Raw genomic sequence first — 18,197 nt, 5'->3', positions numbered from 1 at the left:
TGTTCATCCGTGGACATCCGTCCGTTTTCAGCCGCGGCATTCCAGCGGCAGGTACTTGTCATCGACATCGGAGGTGCACTCCCAGTGCTGCTGGTCCGGATCGAAATCCAGCCAGAGCAGCTTGCCGTCCAGCTTGTCCTGGCCCGGCACCGTCAGTTCGGCCTCGATGCCGCAGTGGCTGTTGTCGAAGCGGCCGACATGCACCGCGCTCAACGCGCCGCTGGCATAGCCGTCGGCGGCCAGGAAGCCGTCATCGTCGTTGACCGGGCAGCGCCCGTTGGCCACGAAGGACTCGGCGATCTGCACCTTGAGCGAGGCCAGTTCGGCCACCGCCTGGGTGGTCTTGGCGCGCAGGGTGTATTCCTGGTAGGCGGGCAGGGCGATCGCGGCCAGGATGCCCAGCACCGCCACCAGCACCACCAGGCAGGCACCGCCGATGATCGCGGCGATCGCGCACCCGGACATGCCCTTGGCGGAGGCGGGCACCGGGCTGGCGGCCGGGCGCGGCGCAGCCGGTGCGGCGGCTACGGGGGGCGGAAGCGGGATATCTGGCGGCACGGCCACCGGGGCGACCGGAGTGATGTCGGCCACCGGTTCGGCAACGGGATCGACAGGGGGATCGGGCAGGCTGGTCGGCGGCGGCGCCAGCACCAGGCCGATCTCCTCGGCCACCTCGCGCAGCGGTTGCCACTGCGCCATGCCGTCGCGCCAGACCAGCGTATCGGCCGCGATGCGGCTGGACTGGTACAGCGCGATCAGCTCTTCAGACGCCAGCGGCCCGCGCTGCTGGCGATTTCCTTCTGCATAGAACCACTGGCCCACGACACGCTCCTGAATGCGCAAGGCGCCCAGTGTACGGTCAGTGGAGGGGTTCCGGTTCGTCAATGAACATCTGGGTTTCCATCCAGGCGTACGCCGCCTCGGACCCGGGCTGGTTGAACAGCACCATCAGCACCACCCACTTGAGGTCGTCCAGGTCCAGTTCGTCCTGGTCCAGGGCCATGGCGCGGTCCAGCACCAGCTCGCGCTGGTTGGCATCCAGGATGCCGTGCTGCTCCAGGAACATCAGGAACCCGCGGCCTTCCACGTCGAGCTTGTCCAGCTCCGGGCCATGGTAGATGCGCACCGGGCCATCCACGCGGGCCAGGGTGACGGCCGGGCGCTGCTCGGACAGGGCATCGAGCCAGTCGAAGGCTTTCTTGATCTCGGTGGGGCTGAAGCCGGCCTGGATCAGGCTGTTCTGGAGGGTGTCGCGGTCACGGACGAGGTCCGGGTCCTCGCTGAAGTAATGTTCGAACAGGTACAGCAGGACATCCAGAATGCTCTCTTTCATTGCCCCTCGGCCTGCGTCAACGACGCTGTGGAGGTGAAGAAACTAGGGTTTTCGACAGTAGCGCCCATATGCGGCAACCACCTTTCCATCCAGTTCCATGACCAGCAGCATGGCCGACAGCTGGGCCGTCGTCAATCCGCTGCGCTGGATCAGTGAATCCATACCGGTTGGGTTGTCATCCAGTGCCTGCCACAAGCGCTGGTAGTCGGGGTCGGAATGGGCGGGGGCGCTGGGCGGCGCCGGGCGTGCCTGTTCAGTGGGGGCGCCGAGCCGGCTTCGCAAGGCCTGGCCCAGGCTGCCGGCCAGGGCGGTCAGCCCGGCGATCACCTCATCGGGGTGTTCCACCAGCTGGGCGCCGTCGCGGATCAGCCGGTGGCAGCCCCGCGCGCGCGGGTTGCGGACCGAGCCGGGCACGGCGAACACCTCCCGCCCGGCCTCGCTGGCCAGCCGCGCGGTGATCAGCGCCCCGGAGCGGGCCGCCGCCTCGATCACCAGCGTGCCCAGCGACAGGGCGGCGATGATCCGGTTGCGGGCCGGGAACTGGTGCGCGGCCGCGGCCAGCCCGGGCGGGTACTCGCTCACCACCGCGCCGCGCGCCGCGATCCGCGCCTGCAGGGCGGCATGGGCCGGCGGGTAGGTGCGGTCCAGGCCGGTGGCCACCACGGCCACGGTGCGCCCGCCGGCCACCTTCAATGCGGCCTCGTGGGCGCGCGCGTCCACCCCGGCGGCCAGCCCGCTGACCACCGACAACCCGCTGCGCGCCAGGGCCCCGGCGAAGTCGGCGGCCAGTTCGGCGCCCGTCGGCGAGGGTGTCCGGCTGCCCACCACCGCCACGCCCGGGTGCCACAGTGCGGCCGGGTCGCCCTGCACGAACAGCGCCGGGGGCGCTTCGGGCAGGTGGCGCAGCAGGACCGGGTAGTCCGGGTCGGTGATCGCCAGCAGGTGGTGGCCCGGCTCGGCCAGCCAGGCCAGCCCGGCGGCCAGCCAGGCCGGCTCGGGCTGGGCCAGGCGCGCGCACTGGGCCGGGATGCAGCCGGCCGCGCGCCAGGCGGCCGGCCCGGCGCGCAGGGCCTGGCCGGCATCGCCGTGCTGGTCCAGCAGGCGCCGCCGGGGCGTCGCGGCGCCGCCGGCCAGGACCAGGCGCAGCAGCGCGTGGGTGTCATCGGAATAGAGGGGGCACATCCGGTCAGGCTAGGCCGGAAACAACGACGGCGCCCTGGGGCGCCGTCGCAGTGTTGCGTAGGGCAATGCCGCGTTACTTCGCGTCCGGGTGCTTGGCCGCGTAGCCCACCTGGACCGGCTTGACCCCCTGCATGACCAGCGCGTAGCTGACCTTGTCGAAGGTGCGGAACACCATCGCATGGGCGGCGTACTCGTCCGGCAGGGTGATGCGGCCAGCGCCGTCGGTCAGCGAATCGTCCATCCGCGACGAGCCGGGGTACTTCATCTTGTTGGCCACGTGGCGGCCCTGGCGCCACAGCGACACCACGGTGCCGTTGTCGATGCCATTGGCGCTGCCGGCCGACAGGGCGATCACGTCGCGCGGACCCCCGGCCAGGAACATGTCCGTCACCGCCAGCACACGGATGTCCAGGCCCTCGCTCTGGGCAGCCGGGACGTGCGGGAAGAACTGCAGGTCGTAGGGGTTGGCCTCGACCGGGACCAGGCGGTCGCCGTTGCGCACTTCGCGCCCGCCGACCTGGGTCTGCAGGGCGATGGTGGTCACATCCACGTCGCCGGCGGCGACCTTGGTGACCGTGCCCACGTTGACCTGGACCAGCTCGTAGCCCAGCGTCTGGTGACGCTTGCTGGGCACGATGTAGTTCTTCCAGAGGTTGCCGCTGCCCGGGGTGACGTCACCGCGGAAGGTGAGGTCCTCGGTCGGCTTGGGCAGCGCGTACTGCACGGTCGGCCGGACCACGGCCCAGCGCTGGCCCACTTCGGCCCCGTCCAGGCCGCGCACGTAGGCGACCTGGCCGCTGGTGGCACGCAGGCGGTTGTCTTCCAGCCCGGCCACGAACGGCAGCGACTTGACCTCATCGACCACGCTGAGCTGTTTCAGGAACGGCTCGACCTGGTCCAGCGGGATGCCGTTGATCGGCGCTTCCTGGCGCGGGCCGGGCTGGGCCACGACGCGATCCAGGTAGGCCAGGCTCAGCACGTCGCCGGGGTAGATGAGATGCGGGTTCTTGACCTGCGGGTTGGCTTGCCAGATCTCCGGCCACAACCACGGCTTTTTAAGGAAGCGCGCGGAAATGTCCCACAAGGTATCGCCCTTGCGGACGACGTAGGTATCCGGGTGCCCGCCATTCATTTCAACGGCGGTAGCATAGGTAGCGACGGTCAACATCGCCACGGCGACGACCGTACGAGTACGTTCAAACATAAGTGTGGTGCCTGATTCCCCAACAGGTTCGCGCACTATAGTCCAGAAACCGGGGCGCAGGGCAAGCGTTGGCGATAGAATTGCGACGTACGCCGCTTTGACCGGCGCCCCCTACCGGTATTTGCCATGGCCATCCTGCCCATTCTCGAGTTCCCCGATCCGCGCCTGCGCACCAAGGCCGCGTTGATCCAGGCCGCCGACGTCACCGTCCCGGCCTTCCAGGAACTGATCGACAACATGTTCCACACCATGTACGACGCCCCCGGCATCGGCCTTGCCGCCAGCCAGGTGGACGTCCACCAGCGCTTCATGGTCATCGACGTCAGCGAGGAGAAGGACACCCCGCTGGTGTTCATCAACCCGGAGATCGTGGCCAACGAAGGCGGCCAGGTGTACCAGGAGGGCTGCCTGTCGGTCCCGGGCATCTTTGCCGATGTGACCCGCGCCAACCAGATCACCGTGCGCTACCTGGACCGCCAGGGCCAGCCGCAGGAACTGACCACCGACGGCGTGCTGGCGGTGTGCATCCAGCACGAGATGGACCACCTGGATGGCAAGCTGTTCATCGATTACCTCTCGCCGCTCAAGCGCGAGATGGTGCGCAAGAAGCTGGCCAAGCAGCGCAAGCACGTTGCCTGAGATGGCCACGGGCGCGGCCGCGCGGGCTGACCGCGCGCCGTCCCCGGTTGTTCGGCGCCGGCCACCGGCGCCGTTTTTCTTTCTGCAAGTGGGGTCGCCATGAAAATCGTCTTTGCCGGTACGCCGGAGTTCGCCGTGTCCTCGCTGCGCGCGGCGGCGCGCCACCATGAAGTGGTGGCCGTCTACACCCAGCCGGACCGCCCGGCCGGGCGCGGGCGCGGGCTGATGCCCTCGCCGGTGAAGCTGGAGGCGATCGCCCGCGGCATCCCGGTGTTCCAGCCGGAAAACCTCAAGACCCCCGAGGCGCAGCAGCAGCTGCGCGACCTGCAGCCGGACCTGATGGTGGTGGTGGCCTACGGCCTGATCCTGCCCAAGGCGGTGCTGGCCATCCCCACCCACGGCTGCTGGAACGTGCACGCCTCGCTGCTGCCGCGCTGGCGCGGCGCCGCGCCGATCCAGCGCGCGATCCAGGCCGGCGACAGCCAGAGCGGGGTCTGCCTGATGCAGATGGAGGCCGGCCTGGACACCGGCCCGGTGCTGCTCACCCAGCAGCTGGCGATCGGCCCCAACGACACCGGCGGCCAGCTGCATGACCGCCTGGCCGAGCTGGGCGCGCAGGTGCTGTCCGACGGGCTGGGCCTGCTGCGTGCGGGGATCAAGCCGATCGCCCAGCCGCAGCCCGAGGCCGGCGTCACCTACGCGCACAAGCTGGACAAGGCCGAGGCCCGGTTGGACTGGGCGCAGGACGCGGCCGCGCTGGAGCGCACCGTGCGCGCCTTCAACCCGTGGCCCATCGCCGAGGCGATGCTGGCCGGCGAGCGCGTGCGCATCCATGGCGCGGTGGCCATGCCGGACAACCAGGGCAAGGCCCCGGGCACCCTGCTGGCGGCGGCGCGCGAAGGCATCGACATCGCCTGCGGGCAGGGTGCCCTGCGCCTGCGCGTGCTGCAGCGGGAAGGCGGCAAGGCGATCACCGCCGCCGACTACCTCAACGCGCGGCGTGACCTGGGCGTGGGCGCCTGAGATGACCCGGACCCCGCAGGACAAGCAGGCCGCGCCGCGCGCGGCGATGGCACCGGGCGTGCCGACCCGCGTACTGGCCGCCAAGGTGCTGGCCCAGGTGATCGGCCGTGGCCGCTCGCTCAAGGCCGAGCTGGCCAAGGCCCTGCCTGAGCTGGATGACAGCCGCGACCGCGCGCTGCTGGAGGCGCTGTGCTTTGCCGTGCTGCGCCGCCGCGGCGCCTACGACGCCGCGCTGGCGCAGTGGATGCAGCGCCCGCTGGGCGTGCGCGAAGACGAACTGCGCGCGCTGCTGCTGGTGGGGTTTGCCCAGCTGGATGCGCTGCAGCTGCCGGCGCATGCGGCGCTCTCGGCCACGGTGGACGCCGCCCGCGCGATGGGCCGCGACCGCCAGGCCGGCATGGTCAACGCGCTGCTGCGCCGCGCCCAGCGCGACGGCATTCCGGCACGTCCGGCGCGCGAGGCCTTCCCGGACTGGATGGCCGAGAAGATCGAACAGGACTGGCCCGAACAGGCCGAGGCGGTGTTCAGCGCCAGCCTGGTGGCCGCGCCGCTGTGGCTGCGCGTCAACCGCCAGCAGGGCAGCCGCGAGGCGATGCTGGAACAGCTGGCCGCCGCGGGCATCGCCGCCGAGGCCTCGCCGCTGGGCAGCGAGGCGATCGCCCTGCCGGTGCCGGTGGCGGTGTCCACCCTGCCGGATTTTGCGACCGGCGCGCTGTCGGTGCAGGACCTGTCGGCCCAGCAGGTCGCCGACGCCCTGGCCCCGCGCCCGGGCGCGCGGGTGCTCGATGCCTGTGCCGCCCCGGGCGGCAAGTCGGCGCACCTGCTCGAGCGCGACCCCACCCTGCAGCTGCTGGCGCTGGACATCGACCCGCGCCGGCTCAAGCGGATCAGCGAGACCTTCGCGCGGACCGGCGTGGGCGCCCACGCCCGCGTGCTGGCCGCCGATGCGACCGATCCGGCCAGCTGGTGGGACGGCCAGCCGTTCGACGCGATCCTGCTGGACGCGCCGTGCTCGGCCACCGGCATCATCCGCCGCCAGCCGGACGTGCTGCTGCATCGACGCCCGACCGACATCCCGGCACTGGTCGCGCTGCAGGCGCGGCTGCTCGATGCCTGCTTCGGCATGCTCGCCCCGGGTGGCACGCTGCTGTATGCGACATGCTCGATCCTGCGCGAAGAGAACCAGTTCCAAGTCGAGGATTTCCTCCAGCGCACCCCCCGCGCAGGCTTCCTGCCGTTGGATGAGCGCTTCGGCCACGACTCCTGGGCCGGGCGCCAGCGGCTGCCCGGCGAGGCCGGTGCTGACGGTTTCTTCTACGCGCGTCTGCTAAAAAAGGGCTGATCGATACCGTCTGCCATGCGTCCCATGCTCAATAACCGCGCGTCCCGAGAGTTCTGGCTGCTTGCGTTGATGGCCTTGCTGGTCCTGGGGACCGGGCTGGGCCTGCGCGATCCGTGGCCGTCCGATGAGCCGCGCTTTGCGCTGGTCGCCAAGCAGATGGTGCTCAGCGGCGACTGGCTGTTCCCGCATCGCGGCACCGAGCTGTACTCGGACAAGCCGCCGATGCTGATGTGGGCGCAGGCGACCTTCTACAGCCTGTTCGGCAACTGGCGGGTGGCGTTCCTGCTGCCCTCGCTGCTGGCCGCGCTGGGCACGCTGGCCTGCGTCTACGACCTGGGCCGGCGGCTGTGGACGCGCCGGGTGGGGCTGTATGCGGCCTGGGCGCTGCTGTTTGCCGTGCACTTCACCTTCCAGGCCAAGAAGGCGCAGATCGACCCGCTGGTGGTGTTCTTCATCACCGCCGCCAACTACGGGCTGTTGCGCCACCTGCTGTGCGGGCCGTCGTGGCGCTGGTGGTGGGTGGGCTGGTTCGCCGCCGGGCTGGGGGTGATCACCAAGGGCGTGGGCGTGCTGGCGCTGCTGATGATCGCCCCGGCCGCGCTGGCCTCCCTGCTGGGCTGGTCGCGGGTGCGCCTGCATGTGCGTGACTGGCGCTTCTGGCTGGGGCCGCTGGCCTTCGCGCTGCCGGTGCTGCTGTGGCTGCTGCCGATGGTGCTGACCGCCACCGGCAGCGGCTCGGCCGAGTACCGCGCCTACATGGACGACATCCTGTTCCGGCAGACGGCCAAGCGCTATGCGCAGTCCTGGGACCACCACCAGCCGTGGTGGTACTTCCTGGCCACCATGCCCTCGATGTGGGTGCCGGCGATCCTCGCCCTGCCGTGGGCGATCCCGGCCTGGTGGCGCCGGCTGCGCCGGCGCGACCCGCGCTACCTGGTGCTGCTGGGCTGGTGGCTGCTGATCGTGCTGTTCTTCTCGATCCCGCACGGCAAGCGCGACGTCTACATCCTGCCGGCGCTGCCGATGTTCTGCCTGGCGCTGGCCCCGCTGCTGCCGGGCCTGCTGCGCCGGCGCGGGGTGCAATGGCTGCTGGGTGGCTTCGTGGCCCTGCTCGCGGTGGGGCTGCTGGGCGCGGGTATCGCGATGCTGACCGGCCAGCCCGGCTTTGAAAGCCGGCTGATCATCGAGCGCGGCATCGACACCGCGCTGACCTCGGCACTGGGCTGGGTGGGCGTGGCGCTGGGCTGCTGGGCGGTGGCCAGCCTGTGCGTGGCCGGCGCGCGCCGCTTCCACCTGGCCGCGGTGGCGACGTTGACGATGGCCTGGGTGGCCTATGGGCTGGTCGGGTATCCGCTGTTCAACGATTCCAGCTCCGCGCGCGGATTGATGCAGCAGATCGGCCAGCGGATCGGCCCGGATGCCGAGCTGGGGCTGGTGGCCTGGAAGGAACAGAACCTGTTGATGGCCGACCGCCCGGCGACCACGTTCGGCTTCAACCGGCGCTGGGACCGGCAGCTGCGCGACGGCGTGGCCTGGCAGGCCGCGCAGCCCGCGCGGCGCTGGCTGGTCGTACAGGAAGACGCGCTGCTGGGCTGCGTGGACCGTGACAGCGCCACCCTGGCCGGGGTCGCCAACCGCCGCCGTTGGTGGCTGGTGAAGGCCGCGGACATCCGCGGACCGTGCGTGGCCACCGCTGCCGAGGCCCAGCGCGAGCGCGCGCTGCACAGGATCGATGGCGATGAGGATTGAGCCGCATGAGGGGCCGCGCGCCGCAACGCGCATGCACCCTGCCCGGGGACGCCGGTCGCGTCCGAACAGCGCGCGCGCCTGCCTGCCTGTGTCTGGTCGAGAGAGGCAATGAAACACGACGACACCGCGGCCACGCTGGCCGACCCGCTCCTGCCACCGCTGCACGGCCGTGGTCGCATCGCCCACCAGATGGCCAACGTGGGCCTGTTCTGCCTGCCGGCCCTGATCCTCACCGTGCCGCAGAACCTGCTGCCCTACGGCATCGTGCTGCTGCTCAGCACGCTGCTGGCGCCGGAGCTGCTGTGGCGCGCGCGTGCGCTGGCCGGCCGGCCGGTGGCGCTGCTCACCTGGATGATGCTGGCGGCCATCGGCTTCGGCCTGTTGTCGATGGTGCTCTTCGACCAAGGCCTGCGCGACATCGACAACCGCTCGCGCTTTGCGGTGATTCCGTGGCTGGCGCTGTGGGTGTGTGCCTTCCGGCCGGACCTGCGCTGGCTGTGGGCCGGTGCCCTGGTGGGCCTGCTGGGCACGCTGGTGCTGGCCATCGTGCAGGTGGCTGGCGGCGCACCGCGGGCCGAGTTGAGTACCAATGCGATCGTGCTGGCCGACATCGTGCTGATGCTGATGGTGCTGCTGGTGTTCTGCCGCCCGCACCGGCGCTGGACCTGGGTGATCGTGGGCATGCTGGCCGGCTGCGCCACCATCGTGCTCAGCGGCAGCCGCGGGGTGTGGCTCGCCCTGCTAGCCCTCTTGGCGGTGATGGCGATGAGCCTGCGCTGGCGGACCGGACCGGCCCGTTTCGGGGTGCTGGTGACCCTGCTGGCAGTGGCCACCGCACTGGCGCTGACCATCCCCGGCCTGCGCGAGCAGGTGCGGCTGACCGAACTCAAGCATGACGTGGTGCGGATGGAGCGCGGCGACAGCGATTCCTCGGCCGGCGCGCGCGTGGAGCGGCTGCAGGTGGCCTATGAGACCTTCATGGACCACCCGCTGACCGGCGTGGGCATCGGCCATTTCGACAGCGCCATGCAGCGCCTGCCGGTGTGCCGCGATGATCCGGGCGAGCTGCGCTGCCACCTGGGCCACGCCCATAACGACCTTGCCGAATGGTCGGCCACCCAGGGCCTGCCCGGGTTGCTGCTGCTGCTGGCCGTTTACGGGGTGCCGCTGTGGGTGTTCTGGGGGCTGCACCGGCGCAGTGGCCAGGGCACCTTCCGCGGGCCGGCCGCGGCCGGGATCATGATCGTGGTGGCCTACGTGCTGTGCGGCATCACCCAGTCGATGTTCGCGCACCAGATCACGGCCAGCTTCTACGTCACCATCGTGGCGCTGCTGGCCGGGCTGTCGGTGCTGCAGGGCCACCGGCATCGGCATGCCCTGGCCCAGGCCAGCGCCGGGGCGGCGGGTCAGGCGCCGGGCTGATCGCGCGGCGGGTCGGTCACCGGCCGGCCGTGCTGCAGCATCCACAGCATGATGGTCTTCTGGCGCACGTAGTTGGCGCGCACGTAGGCATAGACCAGGCCGTGCCAGCCATCGCGGAAACCGCCGCGGAACACCAGCCCGCGCCAGAACCGCCAGGCCGGGGCCAGCACCAGCTTGGCCAGGGTGGCGCGCTTGCCGCGGGCGAACTCGTGCTCGGCCATCATCCGCGCATAGCGCTGGGTCTTGAGCAGCTGCTGCTCCAGCGAGCGGTAGGGGTAGTGGATCAGATCCCCGTGCAGCCGTCCGGTCGGGCCGTCCACGCTGGCAGCCTCGTGGATCTCGCGCGCGCCGCGCCAGCCACCGTGGCGGCGGTCGAACAGGCGCAGCACGCGGTCGGGGTAGGCATTGCCGTGGCGCAGGAACTTGCCGAAATACTCGGACAGCCGCGCGAAGCGGTAGCCGTGGTGGCCGGCAAAGCCGTCGGCCTGGGCGGCCAGGATCGAGGCGCGCAGCGCATCGCTGATGCGCTCGTCGGCATCCAGGCACAGCACCCAGTCGAAGCGGGCCTGCGCCACGCAGAAGGCCTTCTGGCTGCGGAAGCCGTCGAAGGGCCGCAGCAGCACGGTGGCCCCGGCGGCCGTCGCGATCGCCACGGTGGCATCGGTGGAACCGGAGTCCACGACGATGATCTCGTCGCAGAAGGCCAGCGAGGCCAGGCAATCGCCGATGCGGTCGGCTTCATTGAACGCGATAATGCAGGCCGAGATGCGAGGCCGTTCAGTGGGAGCGGTCGTGGAGGACATGATGGCCGAGTACCTGCTGTTTGCGACGGAGCGTTATGCGCTGCCCATTCTCGCCCCACTGGCCCAGGCGTTGCACGCGTCCGGTCAGTCGGTGTCGGCCTGGTTCGCCGATGGCGCGGCCGGATCGCAGCTGCCCGGGGTGCCCAACGTGGACCTGCGCCAAGCGTTGGCGCTGCGCCCGCGCGCGGTGTTCAGCGCGGCCAACTGGGTGCCGCCGTTCATCGCCGGGGCCAAGGTGCAGGTCTTCCACGGCTTCAACGTGCAGAAGCGCGACAGCGCGCGCGGCCACTTCCGGGTGCGCGGCCTGTTCGACCTGTACTGCACGCAGGGGCCGGCCACCACCGCGCCGTTCCGCGAGCTGGCCGCGCGCGAAGGCCATTTCGCCGTCGCCCAGACCGGCTGGCCGAAGCTGGACCCGCTGTTCCGCGATGACGGCGGCGCGAGTGCGGCGCTGCGCGCACCGGCCGGCGAACGCCCGGTCATTCTGTTCGGTTCCACCTTCACCGAGCGCCTGAGCGCGGCCCCCCACCTGTACGACCCGATCGCCGCGTCCATCGCACGCGGTGACCACTACTGGCTGCTGACCCTGCACCCCAAATGCAGCGAGGAACTGTTCGCGCGCTACCGGGCGCTGGCCGGGGCCAACGCGGCCTTCGTCGAGCCCGAGCAGGTGATGGCAGCCCAGCGCGCGGCCGACGTGCTGGTGTCGGACACCTCCTCGATCGTGTCCGAGTTCGTGGTGCAGCACAAACCGGTGGTGACCTTCCGCAACCGGGTGCCGCAGCCGCACATGATCGACTTCGACCAGGCCGACGACTTGCCGGCGATGCTGGCGCGCGCGCTGGCGCCGGAGCCGGCGTTGATGGCCGAGATCCAGCGCTATGCCGACACCATCCATCCCTATCGCGACGGGTTCTCCAGCGAGCGGGTGATCGCGGCCACCGAGGATTTCCTGGCCGGCGAGCTGGGCGTGCTCAAGCGCAAGCCGTTCGGGGCGTGGACGCGCGGCCTGCAGATCCGCCGGGACCTGGGGTATTGGGGGCCGGCGAAGCGGTAAGGAGCGGTTGGCGGGCGGGCGCGGGTGGGTTGGGTTGGGTTGGTTGAGGTTGCCACGCATGGCGTGGCACTACCGGGTGCATCGGGATTACGCGACCGGGCGCGTCGGCACGATGGGGGTAGAGCCACGCCATGCGTGGCCGCGCCATCACCAGTGCAGGCGGCGCCTGGCCAGGGCCTGGCCCAGCTGCGCGTAGACGGCGCGGGCGTCGGCTTCGGGCAGGTAACGCAGGCACAGGGCGATGCTGCCGCCGGCGCCGGCGGTGTCCAGCCAGACGCTGGCGGTGCCCAGCCAGCGGTCCAGCGGCGAGCGGCTCAGGCGCAGCGACTGCAGCTTGTCCAGCTCGGCAAACCGCCACCAGCGCTGCCACCAGCCACCGCGCACGGCCACGTACTGGTCGTCCAGGTGGTAGCCCATGCGGGCCATCTGGCGGTGGGCGCGGAAGGCCGACCACGGCAACCACAGCAGGATCAGCGCGCCCATCGGGAACTGCTGCCACACCGCCGCGGCCGCCACCACCGGCAGCCACAGCAGTGCCGGCAGGCACAGCCGCCACCAGCCACGGCGCTGCACCGGTTGCCACTGCGCCGGCGGCCACTGCAACTGCGGCAGCAGGCGCTGCACCAACGCGTCGCAGGCCTCCGGCGTGGCCAGCGGAGCCAGCTCGCGGAGGTCGCGGCGTTCGTTCTCCACCGCGGCGCCGGCGGCGATGTCGATGCGCAGCTGGCGGCGCCGCGCCCAGCGTTGCAGCGGGCTCTCGCGCAGCGTCCAGGCCTGGATGCGACGGCGTGCCACGCTGCTGCGCAGGCGGGTGAGCAGGCCGCTCACCACGGTCAGGCGCCGCTCGTGCTCGCTCAGCTGGAAGCCGTGGTAGCGCAACAGCGCCAGCGCCACCGACAGCGCCCGCAGCAGCAACCAGAACGCCAGCACGCCGACCAGCGCCAGCACCGCCCACACCCAGGTGGCCGGGTGCAGGTGGCTGGCGTAGCCGAATGCCTGGCGGCCGCCCTGTTCGATCGCATCGGACATGGTGCCGCGCGGGAACAGCTGCATCGTCGCGCCCAGCGCCGCCAGCACCACCACCCAGCCACGATTGGAGAGCAGGCCGATGCGGATCACCTCCGCCGTGCGCAGGCGCAGCAGCACCGTCTCGCCTGGCGATGCCGCCACCGGTGCGGTCAGGGGGTCGCCCATGGCCGGGTCGGCCGCCGCATCGGCAGGCGCGGTCGGCGCCTGGCCGCGATGGCGCACCAGCTGCTCCAGGGCCAGCGCCTGGGACAGCTTGAGCACGCGCATCTCCGCTTCGGGGCGGGCACCGCCAGCCGATTCCAGGCGCAGCTCGGCCACCCCGAACAGGCGATGCAGCGGGTTCTGGTGCACCACCACGTTGTGGATGCGCGCGAACGGGATCTCGCGCCGGTTGCGCGACACCACCCCGCTGCGCACGCTGATGCCATCGCGCCCGATCCGGTAGTGGTAGGTGAGGTACTGCAGGATCGAGGTGCCCACCAGCACCGCGAGCACGATCACCGCCGCGAAGTAGGACCACATCTCGTCGCGGTCACCGCGGTTGCCGAACACCAGCAGCGCCACCAGCGGCAGCAGGAACTGGCGCATCTGCATGATCAGCACGAACAGCCACGACCACGGATGCAGGCGCTGCTCCTGCGCGGGCTCGACGGCGCGGGTTTCCATCGGCGGTCCCTCGCTCACAGGGCGTCGTCGTCCTGGTCGAGCTGGCGGGCCAGCGTGTCGCGCAGGTGTTCGGCATCGCCGGCATCCAGGCCGCTCAGGGTCACCGCGCTGAAGCGGCTGCCGGCGGTGTGCACCACCAGCGTGGCCAGGCCGGCGCCGCGTTCGATCGGGCCGCGGCGCAGGTCCAGGTGCTGCACGCGCGAGATCGGCACGCGGGTTTCCAATTGCCACATCAGGTCACGGCGCATGCCCAGCCCGGCCTCGTCCAGCCGCCAGTAGGTACGGCGCTGGCGACGGAAGCCGAACGCCCCGCCGATCAGCCCGCCGAGCACCAGCATGGCGGCCGCGCCGTACCAGCGCAGCGGCAGGTCGAGCACGATCCAGCCCACCGCGCACGCGCCGCCGATCAGCGCCGTGCCCCCGATCGCCCCGGCGAGGGCGGCGATGCTGGCCGCGCGCAGCGGCAGCGGTTGCCATTGGGGCGTGTGGCGCCACGGCGGCAGCGGGGGCGGGATGGCAACGTCGGGCGTGTCGATGGCGTCGGGCAAGGCAGGGCGCTCGGCAAGGGAATGCATACCGGGCGTGGTCGGCTGTGCGGCGCCCGTCGCGCAGACGGTAGCAGGTTGCCGTGCGCTATTGCGCGGCCTGGATCAGCGCGTCCACGTCGAGCAGGTGGCCGGCGCGCTCGGCCTTGGTGCGCAGGTAGTGTTCGTTCTCGAGGGTGATATCGCCGGTGACCGGCACGCAGCCCAGCACGTCGATGCCGGCATTGCGCAGGCGCTGGGCCTTGGTCGGGTTGTTGCTGAGCAGTTGCACCCGGCTCACGCCCAGCCCCTGCAGCATCGCCACCGCGCTGCCGTAGCGGCGCTCGTCGGCGCCAAAGCCGAGCTGCGCATCGGCATCGATGGTGTCCAGCCCGTCGTGCTGGTAGCCATAGGCGCGCATCTTGGCCGCGATGCCGGTGCCGCGGCCCTCCTGGTCCAGGTACAGCAGCACGCCGCCGCCGAGTTCCTTCAGCTTGCGCAGGCCGCGCCGCAGCTGGTCGCCGCAGTCGCACTTGAGCGAGCCGAACAGGTCACCGGTGAGGCAGGACGAGTGCACGCGCACCGGCACCACGCCGGACAGGTCCGGGTTGCCGACGATGATCGCGACCTGGTCGCGCTGGGCCACGCCGCCGCGGAACACGGCAAACTCGGTCATGCCTACCTCGCGCAGCGGCACCGGCGAGCGCGCCACCAGTTCGTAGGCGTGGGCGGCCTGCTCGGCGCCCTGCTGCAGGTCGCACAGCGACACCTGCGCGCAGCCCGCGAAGCGGGTGTCGGCCGGGTCCAGCAGCACGCCCACCATGGCCGGCAGCAGCAGGCCCAGTCGCGCCACTTCCACCGCGCCGTGGTCCAGCGCCTGGCCGGCGCTCCAGCCCGGCGGCATCGGCTCGGGTTCGCGCAGGTAGCTCAGCGAGGGCAGGGCATCGAAATCGATCCCGGCCAGCGGCACCCGTGCGCCATGCTCGGCGGCCACGCCCAGCACCCGCGCGCGGGTGGCGGTGAGGAACAGGTAATGCCGCTGCCCGGCGGCCTCGGCAAAGGCGCCGAAGCTGCTGCGGGTGCTGCTGTCCAGGGCAATGAAGGCCAGGCGCTGGCCCTGGCTGTCATCGATCACCACCGGGCGGCCGGCGCGCAGTTCGGCCACCGCGCGCTCGCAGCGGATCGCGGCCGGGTCGCCGAACAGGAAGGAAGCGGGGTCAGGCATGGCAGGGGCCGTGGGGGACATCGTGGGTTCCACAATGGGGACGGAGGGCGCGCATTCCAATCGCGCCGGGGCGCGACACAGCGTCGCATTCAGTGCGGATGTTCCTCGGTGGCATAAGGGTCCACTTCACCGCTTTCCGGCGGGCGCAGGGTGTAGCGCTTGTAGGTCCACTGGTACTGGCTGGGATCGCGGCGGGCGATCCGTTCCAACCCGGCATTGAGCGCGGTGGCCGCCACCCGCGGGTCCGGGTCGGCCACCGCCGGCGGGGCCGGCTCGATGTGCAGGGCGAACTGCATGTCCGGGCCCACCCGCTCGCACCAGCCATACAGCACGGTGGCGCCGGTGCGTTCGGCCAGCCGGTTGACCAGGGTCATGGTCAGCGCTTCCACGCCGAAGAACGGCGCGAACACGCCGTCACCGGCCTTGGGCTGCTGGTCGGGCAGGATGCCGGTGGCGCCGCCGTCCTTGAGCACCTTGAACAACTGGCGCACGGCCGGGCCCTCGGCACGGACCTGGCGCACGTTGTCGCCGCCGCGCACCTGCTGCAGGAAGGCGTCGCCGACCGCTTCATCGGGCGCCTTGTAGACGATCGCGATCGGCCCACGCGAGGCCAGCCACTGGTTGAGCAGTTCCCAGTTGCCGTGGTGCGGGGCGGCCACGATCACGCCCTTGCCGGCCGCCAGCGCCGCGTCATACAGCGCCTCGCCATGCCGTTCGACCAGGCAGGCCAGGTTGTCCTCGCGGGGCCGCGTCCACAGGCGCAGGGTTTCCACCGCCTGCATCGCCGTGGAGCGCAGCACCTGCCGGTGCAGGGCGGTGCGGCGGGCCGGGTCCATGTCCGGGAAGGCCAGTTCGAGGTTGCGCCGGGTGACGCGGCTCTCACGGGCATTGAGACGGATCCACAGCCCGGCCAGCGCGGCGCCGAAGCCACGCAGCCAGGACCAGGGCAGGCGGGTGAACAGGGCGGCGGCGCGATAGGCCAGGGCGGCTTTGGTATGCGGTTTCATCACCGTGAAGTCTAGCCGCTGGCCGCGTTCCCCGTGGCCGCCCGTGCGCGTTAAGGTGGCTGCCCCCCGCAACCGGACCCTCTTCCATGCTCGTTCTCATCCAGCGTGTCAGCCAGGCCAGTGTCACCGTCGAGGACACCGTGGTGGGCCGGATCGGCCCGGGACTGCTGGCCCTGGTCGGCATGGAGCCCGGCGACAGCGAGGCCCGGATCGCGCGGATGGCCGATCGGCTGCTGGGTTACCGTGTATTTGCCGATGAGGGCGGGAAAATGAACAGGTCGCTGGCCGAGACCGGCGGCGGGTTGCTGCTGGTGAGCCAGTTCACCCTGGCCGCGGACACCTCCAGCGGCATGCGCCCGGGTTTCAGCACGGCGGCGCCACCGCCGGAGGCTGAACGCGGATTCAACCGACTGGTGGAGATCTGCCGGCAAAAACACGCTGCGGGGGTGGAAACGGGCCGGTTTGGTGCCCATATGGTTGTCAGCCTGATCAACGATGGTCCGGTGACCTTCCTGCTCAGACCCTGACCCCCGGGACCACCGCCCGGGCCGGCAGGGCCACGGGCTGGTATAATGCTAGGTTCTATTCCTCTCCCTGCCGGTGGCGCGAGCACTACATGGCCAACGAACGTCCTGCCCAGCAAAACGACATCAAGCTTCTGATCAGCAAGGGCCTGGAACAGGGCTACCTGACCTACGCCGAAGTCAATGACCACCTGCCCGACGACATCGTCGACCCGGAGCAGATCGAAGACATCATCGGCATGATCAACGGCATGGGCATTGATGTCCATGAAGTAGCGCCCGATGCTGAAACCCTGCTTCTCAATGACGGTAACACCGGCAACCGCGAAGTTGACGATACCGCCGCTGAAGAAGCCGCCGCCGCGCTGAGCGCGCTGGATACCGAAGGTGGCCGCACCACCGACCCGGTGCGCATGTACATGCGCGAAATGGGCACCGTGGAGCTGCTGACCCGCGAAGGCGAAATCGCCATCGCCAAGCGCATCGAAGAAGGCCTGGGCCAGGTCCAGGCGGCCCTCGGCACCTTCCCGGTGTCGGTGGAATCGCTGCTGTCGGATTACGAAGCGCACAAGGAAGGCAAGAAGCGCCTGGCCGAAGTGATCGTCGGCTTCAACGACCTGGTGGAAGAAGTGCCGGCCCCGGCCGTGGCCGAGGACACCAGCGACGACGCCGATGACGACGCCGACGAAGACGATGACGGCGACGACGTCGAAGAAGAAGCCGGCCCGACCGGTCCGGACCCGGAAGAAGTGGCGCGCCGCATGCAGGCGCTGGGCGAGGCCTATGCCGCGTTCAAGAAGGCCGCCGCCAAGGGCGACCGCAAGCCGCTGGCCAAGCTGCGCGATGACATGGCCGCTGTGTTCGTCACCCTGAAGCTGCCGTTGCCGCTGACCGACGTGCTGGTCAAGCAGCTGCGCGATGTGATGGCCGACATCAAGTCCCACGAGCGCCGCGTGCTGAACCTGGCCACCGTGACCGCGCGCATGCCGCGCAAGGACTTCATCCGGTCCTGGGAAGGCAACCAGACCAACCTGGAGTGGGTGGAAGACGCACTGAAGCGCAAGCAGAAGTGGTCCTCGGCCCTGCGCGATGTGAAGGACCAGATCATCGCCGAGCAGCAGGCCACGCTGGACATCGAAAAGACCACCTGGCTGGAACTGGACGAGCTGAAGGAAATCAGCCGTGCCATGGCCTACGGCGAGGCGCGTGCGCGCAAGGCCAAGAAGGAAATGGTCGAGGCCAACCTGCGCCTGGTGATCTCCATCGCCAAGAAGTACACCAACCGCGGCCTGCAGTTCCTCGACCTCATCCAGGAAGGCAACATCGGCCTGATGAAGGCCGTGGACAAGTTCGAATACCGTCGCGGTTACAAGTTCTCGACCTATGCCACCTGGTGGATTCGCCAGGCCATCACCCGTTCGATCGCCGACCAGGCGCGCACCATCCGTATTCCGGTGCACATGATCGA

At 70.5% G+C, this 18,197-nt stretch carries 17 protein-coding genes; 8 read left to right on the top strand and 9 right to left on the bottom strand.

Going from position 1 to position 18,197, the window contains the following annotated elements:
- Positions 1 to 27: 27 nt before the first annotated feature.
- The 4 genes from RSA25_RS02245 to RSA25_RS02230 all read right to left on the bottom strand — a co-directional run bounded on the left by RSA25_RS02245 (position 28) and on the right by RSA25_RS02230 (position 3,719).
- Positions 28 to 822 (bottom strand): pilin, encoded by a 795-nt coding sequence (locus RSA25_RS02245; RefSeq protein ID WP_332807294.1) that lies wholly within the window; start codon positions 820 to 822, stop codon positions 28 to 30.
- Between the two features lie 37 nt (positions 823 to 859).
- Entirely contained in the window at positions 860 to 1,333 is a 474-nt protein-coding gene (locus tag RSA25_RS02240; protein WP_332807293.1) for a DUF494 family protein, read from the bottom strand.
- Between the two features lie 42 nt (positions 1,334 to 1,375).
- Entirely contained in the window at positions 1,376 to 2,515 is a 1,140-nt protein-coding gene (gene dprA / locus RSA25_RS02235; protein WP_332807292.1) for a DNA-processing protein DprA, read from the bottom strand.
- A 73-nt stretch (positions 2,516 to 2,588) separates the two neighbouring features.
- Positions 2,589 to 3,719 (bottom strand): LysM peptidoglycan-binding domain-containing protein, encoded by a 1,131-nt coding sequence (locus tag RSA25_RS02230; protein WP_332807291.1) that lies wholly within the window; start codon positions 3,717 to 3,719, stop codon positions 2,589 to 2,591.
- 126 nt (positions 3,720 to 3,845) lie between these two features.
- Here RSA25_RS02230 and def point away from each other — a divergent pair, with 126 nt between their 5' ends.
- The 5 genes from def (at position 3,846) to RSA25_RS02205 (ending at position 9,894) form a co-directional block, all read left to right on the top strand.
- Positions 3,846 to 4,358 carry a peptide deformylase gene (def, locus tag RSA25_RS02225; protein ID WP_332807290.1) on the top strand — a complete coding sequence of 171 codons (513 nt, stop codon included), beginning with the start codon at positions 3,846 to 3,848 and terminating at the stop codon, positions 4,356 to 4,358.
- A gap of 99 nt (positions 4,359 to 4,457) precedes the next feature.
- The gene (gene fmt, locus RSA25_RS02220) at positions 4,458 to 5,381 is read left to right on the top strand and encodes a methionyl-tRNA formyltransferase (protein ID WP_332807289.1); all 924 of its coding nucleotides are present in this window, start codon (positions 4,458 to 4,460) and stop codon (positions 5,379 to 5,381) included.
- A gap of 1 nt (position 5,382) precedes the next feature.
- The gene (rsmB, locus tag RSA25_RS02215; RefSeq protein ID WP_332807288.1) at positions 5,383 to 6,723 is read left to right on the top strand and encodes a 16S rRNA (cytosine(967)-C(5))-methyltransferase RsmB; all 1,341 of its coding nucleotides are present in this window, start codon (positions 5,383 to 5,385) and stop codon (positions 6,721 to 6,723) included.
- 24 nt (positions 6,724 to 6,747) lie between these two features.
- A complete protein-coding gene (locus RSA25_RS02210; RefSeq protein ID WP_332807287.1) occupies positions 6,748 to 8,472 on the top strand; it encodes a glycosyltransferase family 39 protein in 1,725 nt (574 codons plus the stop codon).
- A gap of 189 nt (positions 8,473 to 8,661) precedes the next feature.
- Positions 8,662 to 9,894: an O-antigen ligase family protein gene (locus RSA25_RS02205; protein ID WP_332807344.1), complete on the top strand. Its 1,233-nt coding sequence runs from the start codon at positions 8,662 to 8,664 to the stop codon at positions 9,892 to 9,894.
- Here RSA25_RS02205 and RSA25_RS02200 read toward each other — a convergent pair.
- Positions 9,879 to 10,697 (bottom strand): glycosyltransferase family 2 protein, encoded by an 819-nt coding sequence (locus RSA25_RS02200; protein WP_332807286.1) that lies wholly within the window; start codon positions 10,695 to 10,697, stop codon positions 9,879 to 9,881. The genes RSA25_RS02205 and RSA25_RS02200 overlap by 16 nt on opposite strands.
- Here RSA25_RS02200 and RSA25_RS02195 point away from each other — a divergent pair.
- Complete coding sequence (locus RSA25_RS02195; protein ID WP_332807343.1) at positions 10,696 to 11,754, top strand: CDP-glycerol glycerophosphotransferase family protein; 1,059 nt, start codon at positions 10,696 to 10,698, stop codon at positions 11,752 to 11,754. The two genes, RSA25_RS02200 and RSA25_RS02195, sit on opposite strands and share 2 nt — an antisense overlap.
- Before the next feature lie 147 nt (positions 11,755 to 11,901).
- On the opposite strand, the gene RSA25_RS02190 is transcribed toward RSA25_RS02195, so the two are convergent.
- The 4 genes from RSA25_RS02190 to RSA25_RS02175 form a co-directional block, all read right to left on the bottom strand.
- A complete protein-coding gene (locus RSA25_RS02190) occupies positions 11,902 to 13,449 on the bottom strand; it encodes a PH domain-containing protein (protein WP_332807285.1) in 1,548 nt (515 codons plus the stop codon).
- A gap of 14 nt (positions 13,450 to 13,463) precedes the next feature.
- Positions 13,464 to 14,024, bottom strand: coding sequence for a PH domain-containing protein (locus tag RSA25_RS02185; protein ID WP_332807284.1), 561 nt, complete (start codon positions 14,022 to 14,024; stop codon positions 13,464 to 13,466).
- Between the two features lie 58 nt (positions 14,025 to 14,082).
- Positions 14,083 to 15,219, bottom strand: a complete 1,137-nt coding sequence (gene ribA / locus RSA25_RS02180; RefSeq protein ID WP_332807283.1) for a GTP cyclohydrolase II RibA — start codon at positions 15,217 to 15,219, stop codon at positions 14,083 to 14,085.
- 68 nt (positions 15,220 to 15,287) lie between these two features.
- Positions 15,288 to 16,205, bottom strand: a complete 918-nt coding sequence (locus RSA25_RS02175) for a lauroyl acyltransferase (RefSeq protein ID WP_332807282.1) — start codon at positions 16,203 to 16,205, stop codon at positions 15,288 to 15,290.
- 86 nt (positions 16,206 to 16,291) lie between these two features.
- Between RSA25_RS02175 and dtd the strand changes: the two genes are divergently transcribed.
- Together dtd and RSA25_RS02165 are read left to right on the top strand one after the other, a co-directional pair.
- Positions 16,292 to 16,732 (top strand): D-aminoacyl-tRNA deacylase, encoded by a 441-nt coding sequence (gene dtd / locus RSA25_RS02170; RefSeq protein ID WP_332807281.1) that lies wholly within the window; start codon positions 16,292 to 16,294, stop codon positions 16,730 to 16,732.
- A gap of 89 nt (positions 16,733 to 16,821) precedes the next feature.
- Positions 16,822 to 18,197: sigma-70 family RNA polymerase sigma factor (locus RSA25_RS02165; protein ID WP_332807280.1), on the top strand; the 1,376-nt coding region annotated here is incomplete at its 3' end.

The sequence above is a fragment of the Stenotrophomonas sp. genome, from assembly GCF_036662295.1.
GTDB lineage: Bacteria > Pseudomonadota > Gammaproteobacteria > Xanthomonadales > Xanthomonadaceae > Stenotrophomonas.
The sequence above is the reverse complement of the archived record's forward strand: the minus strand, read 5'-3'. Positions and strand labels throughout refer to the sequence as shown.

Excerpts from the sequence above, each read along its gene's own strand:
- RSA25_RS02240 (WP_332807293.1), bottom strand. The coding sequence starts at position 1,333 with ATGAAAGAGAGCATTCTGGATGTCCTGCTGTACCTGTTCGAACATTAC.
- dprA (WP_332807292.1), bottom strand. The coding sequence starts at position 2,515 with ATGTGCCCCCTCTATTCCGATGACACCCACGCGCTGCTGCGCCTGGTC.
- RSA25_RS02230 (WP_332807291.1), bottom strand. The coding sequence starts at position 3,719 with ATGTTTGAACGTACTCGTACGGTCGTCGCCGTGGCGATGTTGACCGTC.
- def (WP_332807290.1), top strand. The coding sequence starts at position 3,846 with ATGGCCATCCTGCCCATTCTCGAGTTCCCCGATCCGCGCCTGCGCACC.
- fmt (WP_332807289.1), top strand. The coding sequence starts at position 4,458 with ATGAAAATCGTCTTTGCCGGTACGCCGGAGTTCGCCGTGTCCTCGCTG.
- rsmB (WP_332807288.1), top strand. The coding sequence starts at position 5,383 with ATGACCCGGACCCCGCAGGACAAGCAGGCCGCGCCGCGCGCGGCGATG.
- RSA25_RS02210 (WP_332807287.1), top strand. The coding sequence starts at position 6,748 with ATGCTCAATAACCGCGCGTCCCGAGAGTTCTGGCTGCTTGCGTTGATG.
- RSA25_RS02205 (WP_332807344.1), top strand. The coding sequence starts at position 8,662 with ATGGCCAACGTGGGCCTGTTCTGCCTGCCGGCCCTGATCCTCACCGTG.
- RSA25_RS02195 (WP_332807343.1), top strand. The coding sequence starts at position 10,696 with ATGATGGCCGAGTACCTGCTGTTTGCGACGGAGCGTTATGCGCTGCCC.
- RSA25_RS02200 (WP_332807286.1), bottom strand. The coding sequence starts at position 10,697 with ATGTCCTCCACGACCGCTCCCACTGAACGGCCTCGCATCTCGGCCTGC.
- RSA25_RS02190 (WP_332807285.1), bottom strand. The coding sequence starts at position 13,449 with ATGGAAACCCGCGCCGTCGAGCCCGCGCAGGAGCAGCGCCTGCATCCG.
- RSA25_RS02185 (WP_332807284.1), bottom strand. The coding sequence starts at position 14,024 with ATGCATTCCCTTGCCGAGCGCCCTGCCTTGCCCGACGCCATCGACACG.
- ribA (WP_332807283.1), bottom strand. The coding sequence starts at position 15,219 with ATGTCCCCCACGGCCCCTGCCATGCCTGACCCCGCTTCCTTCCTGTTC.
- RSA25_RS02175 (WP_332807282.1), bottom strand. The coding sequence starts at position 16,205 with ATGAAACCGCATACCAAAGCCGCCCTGGCCTATCGCGCCGCCGCCCTG.
- dtd (WP_332807281.1), top strand. The coding sequence starts at position 16,292 with ATGCTCGTTCTCATCCAGCGTGTCAGCCAGGCCAGTGTCACCGTCGAG.